Raw genomic sequence first — 14,505 nt, 5'->3', positions numbered from 1 at the left:
CAGATTAACGCAGATATCATTATTATAGTAGAACAAAATTGTTTTGCGAAAGATTGACTATAATTAATCTGAGGAAATCCGCGCTAATCTGCGTTTCACACAATCATCACATTTATAATTTCACCGAAACTTCTTCGCCCGTATAGTCCACCGTTACACCTTTAGCATTCAAGTCGAAAGGCTGTGCCTTATCGGGATTCACCTTTACCACGGTAAAGGTACGTTTCTCCAGCATACCGGGGAATGAACCCTCACGCTTGCCGATGGTCAAAGTCTGTTCTTCCTCATCGTATTCCATCGGAATCATGGCATACTTGCCCTGCTCGTAGTTGTAGTTCACACCTTCGTCTTCGTACAGCGTAAACTCTCCATCGGCACCTTGATATACATAAAGTACAATGCGATCTGCCGGTTTTTCATCGGTATATTGCATATCCTCACCGAACGGAACGATAGAACCGGCACGTACGTAAAGCGGTACACGCTCGTAAGGAGCTTTCACATCTGCCTTCACACCACCCTGCTGGAACTTGCCGGTATAGAAATCATACCAACCTTCCGCTTTCGGGAAATAAACCTCACGCGAACGGGCACCGTATTCATATACCGGAGATACCATAAAGGAAGGACCGAACATAAACTGGTCACCGATGTTATTTACATTCGTATCAGATGTGAAATCCATCACCAGCGGACGCATAATCGTATAATCCTTAAACCAGGTCATGCCTGCCAGAGAATAGATATACGGCATCAGGTTGTAGCGCAACTTCGTATAATAAACAATGGAATTATAAGCCGGATGCCCTTCTGGAGCAATTTCCCACGGCTCGCGCAACGGATACTGACCATGGGCACGGTACAGCGGACAGAACGCGCCGAACTGGAACCAACGCGTATTCAGCTCACGCCATTCCTTATAGTCGGCATTCTCGGTCTTTGTCTCGTTCCATTGCTTCTGACCTGCCACGTAACGGTTTTCTACACAGAATCCACCAATGTCCATCGTCCAATATGGAATGCCGCTCATGGCAAAGTTCAGTCCGGCTGATATCTGTGCCTTCATGTCTTCCCAACGGGTAGCGATGTCACCGCTCCACGTAGCGGTAGAATAACGCTGCAATCCGGCAAAGCCCGAACGGGTCAGCAAGAATACACGTTTATTGTTGTCTACTCCACGCTGGCCGTTATAGATAGCATCGGCATTCATCAAAGCGTAAGCATTGAAGTATTCAGCCGAGGGACCTAATGCCGTAGGACCGCACAAGTCCTTGCGGTATTGCAGGTCGGTACAATCGCGCACGTTCGGCTCGCTGGCATCCATCCACCAGGCATCAATGCCCAACGGATAATAATGCTCGTACATCTGGTTCCAGAACAACTTGCGTGCATCGGCACTATAGGCATCATAGAATCCGTACGTATAACCCGGACCTACCCAGTCCTTCAGGCTGTCCTTTACCGATTGCTGGTACATCCAGCCCTTCTCATCAAATTCCTTGAAATGTTCGGTTGTCGTATAGAATTTCGGCCATACGGAAATCATCATCCGTCCGTGCATGGCGTGAATAGAATCTACCATCGCTTTCGGATTGGGGAAACGTGCCTTGTCGAACTCGTGGCTTCCCCAAGCGTTTTCGGGCCAGTGGTTCCAGTCAAGCACGATGTTGTCAATAGGAATCCGACGGTCGCGGAACCCTTTCAAGGCACCCAGCATTTCGGCTTGCGTATTGTATTTCTCACGGCTTTGCCAATACCCCATCGCCCATTTCGGCATAATCGGCGACTTGCCCGTCAGCGTACGGTAGCCGCTGATGACCTCGTCCATATCGTCACCCGCGATAAAATAATAATCCAGTTGCTGCGTCATTTCGCTCCACCACGATTGCTTGCCCTGTTCTTTCGGATCTACCGGACTGTATACACGAAGCCCGGAATAAGATACGGCTCCATCGGGAATCCATTCCACTTTGAGCGGCACACGCTTGCCGGCTTCCAGATTGACCGAGAACTTATAGCTGTTCGGGTTCCACGCCGTACGCCAACGTTCAGGCACTACCAATTCATTATTGATATACACCTTTGTATAACCGGCATAGTACAAGATGAACTTGAATTCTCCGCTTTCCGACGGTTCGATAGAACCTTCATACGTCACCTTCGAACCATAAAAAGGAAAATCTTTAGGCAAGTTCACCACATGTCCCAAATCGCCTCTTACCAAATGCTCGAAATAGAGCGAATCCTCACGGCGCACCAAGGTCTCCGCACCTGAACCTTCGGCAGGCACGTATGTACCGGTAATGGCACCTTCTTTTCCATCCTTGTCATAAAGTTTGAACACTCCCCCCAATTGTGAATAATCATTGGGATTACCGAAACGGCAGAGCGAATAACTGTCAAGCAGCACACCGTAATTCTTGTTCGATACGATAAAAGGCACAGACACCTTCGTATTATATTGGAACAACTCCTCATTCTTACCTTTGTAGTTGAACTCGTCCGCCTGATGTTGTCCCAAACCATAGAACGCCTCATCATCGGGCGACTCGAACACCTGCCGAATGGTATATCCTTTGGTTCCTTCCACTTCAATCGGGGTAAAGGTCTTCCCTCCTCCTTTGTTCTCTTGCAGAATCAGGTTACCGTCTTCATCGGTAAACCATACTTCACCCGTAGACGCCAGCACCGAAGCACGCACCTCATCGGTAGATACCGTAATGGTATCGCCTTGTTGCGCTACCGTAAAGGGAGTCTGCTCCGTTTGAGGAACAACAACCAGACTTTGCCGGTCGGCAAATTTCTTTTCAGGCGTTGCCGACACGTGGATAAGTTTTTCACCCATCACCTGAAAACGGACCAGACGCACATCTGTGTCACCCTTTTGCTGTACTTTTACGATTACACCATTGCCCGTCTCTTCATAAACGTTTCCGGAACATGCACCAAGCAATAATCCGGCGAGCAGGCAATAAGAAATGTTTTTCATTTTCACCATATACCCATGTTTAAAGTTAAACAATAAAATTCTTTGATTACAAAGATAATCATTGTTCTCTCAACAAATGATTTCAAATGTTTTATACAAGGAACGTATATCATCCATTCGGGCTTCATTTGTTTCCGTATGGGGTATCATTTGTTATTTACCCTCTTTTTCCTGATAAGCAGAAGGCAAAACGCCAAATTCTTCTTTAAAGTAACGGCTGAAATATTTAGGGTTGTTAAAACCTACTTCATAGGCAATTTCCGACACGTGCAGCTGGCTTTCACGCAACAACTGGGCTGCTCTTTTCAACCGGATAACCCGGATAAACTCAATGGGAGTCTTACCGGTAATCTGCAACAACTTCTTATAAAGGTGCACACGGCTCATCCCCAGTTCACGGCTCAATTCCTCTACCGACAAATCGCTTCTCGAAATGTTTTCTTCCACATATTTCACAGCCTTCTCTATCAGCTTTTCATCCAAGGACGTAATGAGTATTTCGCTCGGAGCCGGGTCTATGGTCGATGTTTGTGCAGACCGATGATAACGGCTCAATTCTATCAGTTTCCGGATGCGCAACACCAATACAGTCATGTTGAAAGGTTTGGTCACATAGTCGTCCGCTCCCGTCTCCAGTCCTTTCACTTTCGATTCCACCGCCTGACGCGCCGTCAGCAGGATAACCGGGATGTGTGCCGTACGCTTGTCTCCTTTTATCAGCCTGCACAGTTCGTTTCCATCCATACCGGGCATCATCACATCGCTGATGACCAAATCAGGCTGTAACTCCTGTATCTTAGACAAAGCCTCTTGCCCGTTCGAGGCAACCTCTACCCGGTATTGCAATTCCAGACTATGCCGCATAAACAAACGGAAATCCTCGTTGTCATCCACGACAAGCAAAAGCGGGAAATCCTTCCGGTCGGTTGACGCCATTACCGTCTCCTGCCCTTCATCCATAGGCACACATACCGGTTTAGGCAATTCTGCCTTTACGTCGACATGCCTTACCGGCAAGCACACCACAAATACTGCTCCCGTACCGATGTTGTCAAAGACTTCCACCGTACCGTCATGCAGCCTGACAAAATCCCGCACCAGACTCAAGCCGATGCCGCTTCCCGTCATTTCATCCTGTCCCTTATGCTCTGTCTGGTAAAAACGCTCGAAGATATGTTCCTTTTCACCGTCGGGGATGCCGATGCCTGTATCTGAAACCTTTATCTCGAATACATTCGAATCGCCTTCCACATACTCCAGCATCACGGTGACACGTCCGCCCTCAGGAGTAAACTTAAAGGCATTGGAAAGCAGGTTCATCACCACCTTCCCTATCTTGTCGGCATCGAAAGCCATCGAAAACGCATCCACCCCCGAAAAGAAAGAAAACCGGATATGCTTCTTGTCTGCCATTGACAAAAACGAATTGCAGACCTCACGGATATATCCCACAATATCCCCTTCCGACAACGACAAGTGATGCCCGCTCATCTCTCCCTTCCGGAAGTCCAGCAACTGGTTGACCAACATCAGCAGACGCTGCGCATTGCGATACATCAGCTGCAACACATTACGCTGCGATTCATCCTCTGCCGTTTTCTTCAACAACTCTTCCAGCGGGGCAATAATCAAAGTCAATGGCGTACGCAATTCGTGGCTGATGTTGGTAAAGAAACGGAACTTCATCTGATTGATTTCCTCCTTCCGGGCTGCTTCTTGCTCTATCTGCTGCATGCGGAACTTTTCACGTTCACGCTTCAAAGTCAAACGCCGGGCAAACAACAAGGCACTTACACCTATAATTATATAAAGCAGGTAAGCCCACCACGACAACCAAAAGGGAGGACGCACAATCAATTTCAGTTGTGCCATCTCCTTGCTTTCATAGCCATCGCTATTGACCGCCTTCACCTTTAGTGTATAAACGCCATGATTCAGATTGGTGAATACAAGCCTGTGGATACCTGGTGGAAGCGATAACCAGTCCTTACTGATTCCTTCCAGCTTATACCGGAAAAAGGTCTTTTCCGGCAAGATGAAATTATCCGTAGCCAGTTCAATGGAAAAAATATTCTGCCTGTAATCCAATTCCACCTTACGGACCTTGTTCAAGTCTTCGGGCAATATCAGATTGCCGTCATACGTTTTGCCTACCTCCACCTCCTTGTCAAACAAGGACAGGCCGGAGAACAAGACATTGAGCAACTGCTTATTGTAACTGATTTCACTTGGATTAAAAATATTCAAGCCATACAGTCCTCCCGCCACAATCGTTCCGTTTTTCAGAGTCTTGATGGAACGCAAGTTGAAATCGCAATTCTGAAGCCCGTCTGCATTACCATACACATGCGGTTCAAACGAATAGCCTTCCTCGCCCTGCTGCAACACGTTGATATGAACCATCCTCCGGGTTGACGAAATCCACAGATTATGTCTGTGGTCTTCAGCAATCCCCGAAATCATCTCCCCTTCTTCCCTTGTAATATCGGAAAACTCTTTCAATACCTGCGATTTCGGGTCATACATCTTCAATCCTTCGAGAGTAGCAATCCATACCAGTCCCCTGCTGTCTCCAAATACCTGATTGACCCCAAAATCGTTTCTGTCTCCAGCTGCCGATGGCATCTTGCGAATTTTCCGGTCCTGCAAGTTCATAAATGCGACTCCTACCGTACCAATCACCAAGGTATTATCGGGTAAAAGGCAAAGCGAATTAATCAGGTTATCGGGCAAATCCGAATTGGCAGTTGTATAAGTCTCCATTTCTCCTGTCTGCGGATGAAAACATTGCAATCCTGCATCCAAGTAACCAATCCACAGATTACCTTCCCGGTCTTCCACCAAATCCCAAACATTGTTGCTCGACAAGCCATCTACCATCGTGTACCGGATAATATTTCCTTTATCCAGACAATACAACCCACCGTTGAAAGTGCCAGCCCATAATTTCCCGTCACGGGTCTTCAGCAATGTAACTATCGGATTCGAACCCATCCGACGGGAACCATATTCCTCAAACTTCCTTGTCTGGATATTCCACAAAAGCAACCCGTCATCGTTAGTACCCAGCCACAGCCGTTGCGCATCTTCCTGCTCGATACACGTAATATCCCCCAAAGACTGGAAGTTAAACTTGAAGATACTTTCCCCGTAATACGAAATGCCTTTCTTGTAAGTACCTGCCCATACCAAACCGTTACGGTCGACATAAAGCTGATACACCGTATTGTGGCACAAGCTACGTTCGTCGTCTTCATGATTTGTCAGATTTACGACCTCACCTGTCTTTTTGTCGAACACGTCAATGCCTTTATATTCCTTTGCCAGCCAAATGCGTCCGGTCTTATCCTGCGCCATCGCATGTACAAAGTCTGTCTGATGTTTCCAGGGAGCGGCCAAATCATCACGCCAGCGTCCGGTTGGCACATCATATACCCACAGCCCCAACACGCTGTATATCCACACACAGTCATCAGCATCCGTAAAAAGCGAAAACTGAACGTATTTCCCCTTCGGAAGTTGAGCCGGTATATCATCTCTTTTCCATTTCAGGTCCAGTTCGTCACGCCCGATGCAGACCAGCAGCCCTGTATCATACAACAACAAAATGCCGTCACGGCACTCTCCCACCGCAGTGATTCCCGATACAGGCAAGCCGTTTTCCCGCAATACAAAGACTTTCGGCTTTTCTCCCTGCTTATACCGGTAACACCCCTCTCCGGCAACATACAACCACGTATATCCTTTCTTGTCCACATAGACAGACATTGGATTTTTAGCGTTGCTGCCCAATTGTTTCATGAAACCACTCAAATCATTGACAAAAACCCCCTTATCTTTCTCAAACAAAGCATATCCACGCTCAGTCTTTACCCAAAACATGCCTTCGGGACTCTCACAAATATTCGCTACCACATTATCGGGCAACGAATACGGGTCATTATTCAAATGCCGGAACACGCGGAAAGTATACCCATCATAACGGTTCAACCCGTTCCGCGTACCGAACCACATAAATCCGTCCCGATCCTGATAAATAGAATAAACCGTATTGCTGGAAAGCCCGTCGGCTACTTCCAAATGCTTGAACATATAGCGGTGTGCACGACTTCCGGCACATGCCAGTATAATAAACAATGCAATAAGAATCTGTTTTTTCAGCATAATAAGATGAAAGGCTTTGTTTGTTTTCGATTACAAAAGAAACAAAAAAACGAGAAAAAAGCAAGCGCACCCGTTTTTTTCTAAATAAGAAGCCACGGCTCTTTCATTTAAAACATATACAGCTGACATGCACTTACAACCAGCCAATTTACGGATTATTATTGGGCTACACGCACATCTGCTATTTACCAATTATGGAGCACAGACCTCGCAGAAAAATTCTCCTGTTGAAGAAGTAGAAGATACATATTGCTGATGGTAGTAGTGCTTATTTCCATAGAAGGAGCAACAGAAGGTGGAAATTTTGAAGGTTTTAAAATCTTGACTTCAACAGTAGAAGTAGAAAATCTAAATAATATTTTAGTGTTACAATAATCAGTACCAACCGTTGTATAGAGTAAGAGTGTTCATCAGATGTTATGATCAATTTTTGGTTATAGATGGACGGCGTATTGATTTTTCAGAATATTGGCCAGAACATAAGTTTAATATGGAAATAGAAGATTTACCTGCTACCGGAAATTTTGGCGTCGGTAAACAATATACTAGAGAAGTTAGCATATCATTTCTGGGGCGAGAATTTTATGCGGCATGTGTGATGAATAGAGTTTATGTAAATTAGTTATGATAGTTCCAAGGGTTGATTTTAATTCTGAGATTATGCAGTGCCATACATGTGGAAAAGATGTTTTCTACAAAGTTGTTTGCCCTGAGCCTGCACTCGTCTTTGACGATGCGCATGACTTTCGCGCTTCCTATGACATGTTCTATACGCACCCTGATGGCGGAAACTTTCTTGTTGTATTCCTTGTCCTGCCTGGAAAGCTCTTTCCCTTTGGGCTTCTTGACCGGTTGTATGATTTCCACCCCCTCAGGCTCATAGCCTTGGTATCCCGTATCTTGATACAAGGTGCAAGGCACAGGAAAAGAATACATTGTGTCAGCCATCTTCTTGTCGTGGGTCTTGCCCGAAACGGTCTGACTGACAAATATGACCAGACAAGCCATCGTTACAATGACGGCGTTCTTGACCGTGTGCCGTTTTTTCTTGCCGCTGTAACGCTCCTTTTGCATGTCCCGGTCTGCCGGACGGGGAATCTCCCGTTCCGTCCCGTCATGAAGAAGTACCGGCTTGTCTCCCTCTTTGGAAAGTTCCGCCAGCCGTTCGGCAAGCTCCTTGTCGGTTTCTGCGGGGACAAGACCTTTCGCTTTAAGGGACAGACGAAGGATTTTAGTCAGGCAATGGATGAATATGTTGCAGTGCTTCTGGTTCATTCCGAAACAGGCCGCATGATATTCCTGCAACGGGTTGTTTTTCAAATAAACCAAAATGAAGAACAGGCGGTCGGATATGCTGGGAAGGGGGCTGTTCTTGTAGATGGAAGGACTGCGGCGTTTTCCGCTACGGCGTTCCCCGGTCATTTCATACTCGGACAAATAGTCCTCATGCGCAGCCTCGAAATAAGGGAGAAGCGCACAAAACTGTTCATGGCTAACTCCCGTCAAGGCACGGAAACTTTTGCTGTTGTCTTTATGGTCGTGGTAATTCATGTTGCAAAGGTACGCGTATGCGCGATATATAACAAATCTAAATTACATAAACTCTAATATCTATCAAAAGAAATAGTCTTCTTACATCAAAATAAAGCAGCGGCAGAGTCAACCAGCGAGTGCAACATTACGAAATATTTTTGAAAAAGACCTCAGCCGGAGTCAAGAAATTGAGTTTTTCTCTCGGTCTGGCATTAATTTTCTTCCTGATCTTGGTTATTTTTCCTTCTGTAACCGTACTGATGTCGGTTCCTTTCGGGATATATTGCCGTATCAGCTTGTTGCCGTTTTCTATGGCTCCTTTCTGCCATGCGCAATAGGAATCGGCAAAATACACGGGCACGTTGAGCTTCTTGGTTATCCATTCATGCTCGGCGAACTCACTGCCGTTGTCCGTGGTGATGGACTTCAAGGCCTCTCCCTTGTATGGCAGCAGCAACCTCCACACGGTTCTTGCCACAGGCTTCGCTTTCTTCCCGTGCTTGAGCCTTTCCATCAACAGGAAGTTCGTGCTCCTTTCCGTCAGCGTGAGGATGGCGTTGCTGTCCTTGTCCACGATGAGGTCCATCTCCCAGTCCCCGAAACGTTTGCCGTCGGCTTCCGCCGGACGCTCGTGTATGCTCACACGGTTACGGATGTTCGTGGCCTTAGTCTCATGACGGTGTGAGGCCTTGCGCTTGTATTTCATCTTATGCCGGCAATGGGAAGCCAGTTCCCCGCTTTCGTCCTTGCGGATGAGGGCGTAAATGGCTTCATGGGAGACGTTTATACCCTCCAGCTTCAAACGTCCGGATATCTGCCGGGGAGACCACTGCTCGTTTTTTATGAACTCAATGATGCGCCATTGCAGCACATCATCCAGCCCCCTGTTGCCGGGCGTATGACACCGGCGGGATTCTGCCATGTCATGCGCCTTGTTCCATACATACTTGCCGCTCGGCGTGGAGTTACGCTTTATCTCACGGCTTACCGTCGATTTGTGGACTCCTATGGAACGAGCAATCATTTCCAGAGTCTCACCCTTTTGTCGTCCCAGGTAAATTGCGTACCTTTGCTCACGGGTTAAGTGCTTATACTTCATAGACAATACAAAAGTAATTAATCCGTGGGAGACAGAGGTCTCCCTTTTTTATTTTGTATTGCCGGATGACCCTGATTCCGGGCTTCCACCGCCTTCCTCCGCCCTTTCCGCTACGCTCCAAGGACGGAGGAAGGCGGTGGCGGAGTTGCACTTCTAACTTGACGGTGGGCAAAATAAAGCAGCCAGCCCTTGCGGATTAGCTGCTTTATTTATGTGTGGCAGGTATTGCCGCGTAAGTTTAGATTGATTACAATTTCTCAATTTCATCCGGCGAAAGTCCGGTGATTTTAGCGATGGTTCCCGTCGGGATACCTTCTGCTTTCATGCCACGGGCATTTTGGATGTTGTTTTGTCGGATGCCTTCCTGTATGCCTTCTTGCCTGCCTTCTTCCATGCCCTTTTGCCTGCCTTCCCGCAAAGCATCACTTATCAAGGTATTTTCCACACGCACGGCATCCCAAAAGTCATCGTACCACCACAATTGGGCATCGTTGAAAGCGGACTCTTCGATTTGCGTCACTGCCTTATTGATTTCCGGATTCTCTAATAACTCTTTGGGGGCTTGCCGCGTATGCTCGTCTATTTCCGTCAGATACCGCAACCAAAGTACCGCCATTTTCTTGCCTTTGAAATCTTGTGGTTTGAATTTGGGAAGCTCTACGAAGATGAAGCGCAGCCCTTCAATCACCTTGTCAGTATGTTCCACCTGCACGATTTTATAGTCGTGGTAAGCCTCCGGCACATCCGGCAGGAAGATGTCATTCACCAAGTTAAGCGAATACACGGGCTGGAGCAGTTCGTATTTGCTCTCTCTGCCTCCAAGCTGGCGCACGTATGCCTTCGAAGCGTTGAACAACACGCGCTGCATGAATGCAGGAGACCAAAGCATCTGCATCTCTACCAGAAACTGCCTGCCCATTTTGTCTTTGCAGCGCACGTCTACGATGCTGTTCTTTTTCAGCGGCGTTTCCGGCACCAGTTCCGGTGTCAGGTATTCGATTTCCGCAATCTCCTCTTCGGGCTCATCAAAAGGCAGCAAGGCATTGAGCAGGCTGATGACCAAGTCGGGGTGTTCGCCGAAAACTTTCTTGAAAGTCAGGTCGGCTTTAGGATCCAAATATCTCATGTACGTAGTTAATTAGGGTTTGCCACAAAGGTAATGATATATTTTATAAAATGCAATAGATTATAGCCAACCAGAAATGGACTGTGAATATCGTCAAAGCGTTTTTTGCAGGAGCGTATCATAGTCCACAGACATGAAGGCAACAGCAAAAGACACAGGCTTTCGGACATTTTCTTCCTGCTGTAAGAACAAAAGGGACAACCGGCGTGTTATATCTATAGAACCAATTAAAAACCAATAAGTAATGAAAAAATTAGCATTCTTGACAGTACTTGCCCTATTCGTGACAAGCTGCCACAACGATGACACTCCGGTAGCTCCCGAAAACCCGACATCCGACCTGATCAGTCCTGCCATGTACATGGGCATATTCACCCGTGACGGGAACAAACCTTTTACAGGAGTACTGAGCGTAGCCCCCTGCAACGAAAGCACATCCATTTATTATGGAAATTATGTAAACCAGAAACTGACACCTTTCCATGGATATTATTTCATCAAAGACGGTTCTGTTTATCCCAATGCAAACAACCAGGAAGTGAGCCTGCCTGCCGGTACATACGACATGATTTATTGGGGCACACCCCAGTATACCGAACCCATTTACGCTTATCCGAATGTACGGGAACCCAACTACAGCATCGGTGAAGACTTTACCCAACAAGACTTCAGCTTGCTTGCCATTTCCAATGACACGACCTATTATCCTACTTTCGACCTCGTACATGCCCGCCGCCCGGTAAATGTCGGAACAGAAGACCTGGACGCAGACCTGCACCGGGTAGTGAGCGGATTGAAAGTAACCTTAAAAGGGAACAACGGAAATGCACTAAGCAATAGTATCACAAACGTAGAAGTACGCGTAACACGTATTGCTGAAAAGTTAAACTTCTATTCAGCCCAACCCGAAGGCAAATCCTGCACAGTAGCTTTCCCGCTGGTCCGCTCCGATGACAATACAGAAATGAGCAACGGCACCGTGATGCTATTCCCTTCTTTCGGCACACCCGAACTCCAAGTCTTCATCACATTGACCAACGGAAAGGTCAAGACATTCAAACAAACACTGAATGCCCCACTGGAAGCCAATAACAAGTTGACACTTGCTATCAGCATCGGCAATATCTTGGAAGAAGAAGATTCGGGCAGCTTCACCGTTGACGAATGGAACGAGTCAAACGAAGAAATCAATGTCCCTATTCTGGAATAATACGGTATTAAGAAACATTTGGTTTTGCATGTAAGTCATATCGTTTTTTCAGAAGGCATACTTTTATGTTCTCGATATCAAAACCGTACGGTTTTGAATTGGAAACCGTACGTTCTCGATATGGAAACCGTACGGTTTTCATATGAAAACCATAAATAGAAGCTGGATGAAACGATAATGTAATCCAAATACGGAAACGACTGTTCCGAGGAGAAATAAAAAACGGATGAGGAATACACTTACCCGACAAAGCATATATTCATGTTGAATATCCGCAAACATCCCATGTAGGGGCGTATCGCATACGCCCGAATACGCCAACTAATCCACGTGGATGTCTTCAGGGCGTATGCGATACGCCCCTACAAGGCAATTGGGTGAAATGCGGATATTCAAATTTTTTATTCTATGCGTGCCCATTGAATACGGACATAAAAAACAGAGGCAGACTTCACAATCTGCCTCTGCCTATAAATCTCAGCATATCTATGCTGAAACACGCAAGTATAAAATCAGCAAACTTCTCATTGCGGCGCACTGTCGTATACCGACTGCAAGGTGTATGATGCATCCTCGGTAAAGATGCCCCGTTTCATCACGTCAATCACTTCCTGAGCATTATTCAGCATCTCGCCTGTAGCGTGATTGAAAAGTGCCCATGATTGTGTTCCGGTTCCGTCTCCTCCTGCATCCCAATAAAATGGAGGCATCCCATAATCTTTCGCTGCCTTACATACATATTCCAAGTAATACAAACGGAACGATTCCGACAAGTCATCCGCACGGTGTACGCATCCCATCTCGCCGATATAGGCAGGAATACCTTGGTCGATGAACGTTTCTTTCATCTTGGCAAACTGTCCGGTCACATTGTCTTCATCACCCCAATCCGCTTTCAGCGACGGGTCTGCGGTATGCCCCCATTGCGAATAAATATTGTCGGCATTCTCGGTATAGTCTATCGGGTCGTAGAAGTGAACGGCTACCATCAGCCGGTTATCCACCACATCCTGCGGCAAGACAAAGTTTTCTACCGTCAGGTCGATGTTTGTCACATACCCCGGCACGCCCAGGTAACGGGTCTGGTTGTTTCCACCCGTAGCACGCACGGCATCTACAAACACCTGATTCCATTCATTCAGTACGGCATATTGTCTGCCGCCATCCGTACGGTTGTCTCCCCAGCCCCAACTTCCGTCATGGATTTCGTTCATTGCCTCGAACACCAGGAAGTTTCCTTTGTCTGCAAACCGGTTGGCTATTTGGGTCCACATGGCAGCCAGCTGTGCCTTTACCGCACTATTGACCGTCTCATCCGTTGCCGCATCCTTGATATCCAGCCAATACTGGCTGTTCGCACCATCGTGGTGAATGTTGATAATGGCATTCAGTCCGGCACTCTCGGCATAGCCTACCACTTCTGCCACCCGGTTCAAGTAAGTCTCGTCGATGGTATAATCGGGAGCTTCGCCCACATGTCCCAGCCACGTAACCGGAATACGGACAGAAGTGAAACCGGCATTTGCCAAAGCATCAAACAAGGCCTGTGTAGCAGGTTGGTTTTCCCAAGCTGTTTCATCTGCCACTCCATTATTATGTGCATCCAACTGATTGCCTAAGTTCCATCCCAGTCCCAGACTGGCTGCTATTTCCAACGGTGTTTCTCCCGACACGGCTGCAGCCTGTCCGGCAGCCTGTGTTACAGTAACGGTTTCCGTCAAGTCGCCTAACGTAAACGTAATGGTTCCGGTGCGTTCCGCGCCGTGATTGGCAGATACGGTAAAATGCAAGGTATATTCCGTCATTGCCCGCGCATCGGTCACTTCTGCCTCAGCTATCCACGAGTCATTGATTGTATAGGCATAATCGCCATTGGTGGTCAGCGTAATGCTCAGCGCACCTCCTGCCGCCGGCATATCGTATGCAGTCTGTGCCACAATCAAACCGTCTCCGGCAGTCTGTGTCACCTGCACCGAAGCCGTAAAGCTTCCAGCCACCACCGAAAGCGTAGCCACGCGGTCATCGGTTTCCGAATTAGCATCTACCGTTACATTGTAGGTATAAGTCCCTCTTTCGGTTACACTCACGAATGACACGTTGCACCAAGTCTGATTACTGGTCACTTGTGGTTCAACCGAAGACAAGACAGAAAGCGTGAGTGTGTCACCGGATTTAGGGAAAGTCATTTCCGATGCAGAAATTTGCGTTTCTCCCGTATAGCCTCCGCCTTCGTCATCCGAACAAGAAGCAAACAAGGCTATCCCCGTCAGCAACAGAAAGAATAATGTCAGATAATTTCGCATAGTTTTCATAGGTTAATCATTGATTAGTAGAAAGGCGCAGGCTCATGCAGTTCTATCCGCATACACCTGCGCCCACAAATA

7 protein-coding genes are annotated in these 14,505 nt (G+C 47.1%); 1 reads left to right on the top strand and 6 read right to left on the bottom strand.

The features are described from left to right. Window positions 1-112: 112 nt before the first annotated feature. The 5 genes from B5G04_RS13675 to B5G04_RS13655 form a co-directional block, all read right to left on the bottom strand. Complete coding sequence (locus B5G04_RS13675; protein ID WP_087397758.1) at window positions 113-2,995, bottom strand: TIM-barrel domain-containing protein; 2,883 nt, start codon at window positions 2,993-2,995, stop codon at window positions 113-115. A gap of 147 nt (window positions 2,996-3,142) precedes the next feature. Next, window positions 3,143-7,153: a two-component regulator propeller domain-containing protein gene (locus B5G04_RS13670; RefSeq protein WP_087397695.1), complete on the bottom strand. Its 4,011-nt coding sequence runs from the start codon at window positions 7,151-7,153 to the stop codon at window positions 3,143-3,145. Between the two features lie 618 nt (window positions 7,154-7,771). Continuing rightward, a complete protein-coding gene (locus tag B5G04_RS13665; protein WP_087395870.1) occupies window positions 7,772-8,704 on the bottom strand; it encodes a transposase family protein in 933 nt (310 codons plus the stop codon). Window positions 8,705-8,831: 127 nt separating this feature from the next. Then, window positions 8,832-9,785, bottom strand: a complete 954-nt coding sequence (locus tag B5G04_RS13660; RefSeq protein ID WP_087395476.1) for an IS30 family transposase — start codon at window positions 9,783-9,785, stop codon at window positions 8,832-8,834. 247 nt (window positions 9,786-10,032) lie between these two features. Then, the gene (locus tag B5G04_RS13655; RefSeq protein ID WP_087397693.1) at window positions 10,033-10,911 is read right to left on the bottom strand and encodes an Rpn family recombination-promoting nuclease/putative transposase; all 879 of its coding nucleotides are present in this window, start codon (window positions 10,909-10,911) and stop codon (window positions 10,033-10,035) included. Between the two features lie 244 nt (window positions 10,912-11,155). Between B5G04_RS13655 and B5G04_RS13650 the strand changes: the two genes are divergently transcribed. Further along, window positions 11,156-12,121 carry a FimB/Mfa2 family fimbrial subunit gene (locus B5G04_RS13650; RefSeq protein WP_087248007.1) on the top strand — a complete coding sequence of 322 codons (966 nt, stop codon included), beginning with the start codon at window positions 11,156-11,158 and terminating at the stop codon, window positions 12,119-12,121. A gap of 524 nt (window positions 12,122-12,645) precedes the next feature. Here B5G04_RS13650 and B5G04_RS13645 read toward each other — a convergent pair. After that, window positions 12,646-14,433: a cellulase family glycosylhydrolase gene (locus tag B5G04_RS13645; RefSeq protein ID WP_239414108.1), complete on the bottom strand. Its 1,788-nt coding sequence runs from the start codon at window positions 14,431-14,433 to the stop codon at window positions 12,646-12,648. Window positions 14,434-14,505 lie beyond the last annotated feature (72 nt).

It is taken from the genome of Bacteroides sp. An51A (assembly GCF_002161565.1).
In the GTDB taxonomy this organism is placed as follows: Bacteria; Bacteroidota; Bacteroidia; order Bacteroidales; family Bacteroidaceae; genus Phocaeicola; species Phocaeicola intestinalis.
The sequence above is the reverse complement of the archived record's forward strand: the minus strand, read 5'-3'. Positions and strand labels throughout refer to the sequence as shown.

What these genes read in the sequence shown, in the direction of transcription:
- B5G04_RS13670 (WP_087397695.1), bottom strand. Translation starts at nt 7,153, where the DNA reads ATGCTGAAAAAACAGATTCTTATTGCATTGTTTATTATACTGGCATGT.
- B5G04_RS13665 (WP_087395870.1), bottom strand. Translation starts at nt 8,704, where the DNA reads ATGAATTACCACGACCATAAAGACAACAGCAAAAGTTTCCGTGCCTTG.
- B5G04_RS13655 (WP_087397693.1), bottom strand. Translation starts at nt 10,911, where the DNA reads ATGAGATATTTGGATCCTAAAGCCGACCTGACTTTCAAGAAAGTTTTC.
- B5G04_RS13645 (WP_239414108.1), bottom strand. Translation starts at nt 14,433, where the DNA reads ATGAAAACTATGCGAAATTATCTGACATTATTCTTTCTGTTGCTGACG.
- B5G04_RS13660 (WP_087395476.1), bottom strand. Translation starts at nt 9,785, where the DNA reads ATGAAGTATAAGCACTTAACCCGTGAGCAAAGGTACGCAATTTACCTG.
- B5G04_RS13650 (WP_087248007.1), top strand. Translation starts at nt 11,156, where the DNA reads ATGAAAAAATTAGCATTCTTGACAGTACTTGCCCTATTCGTGACAAGC.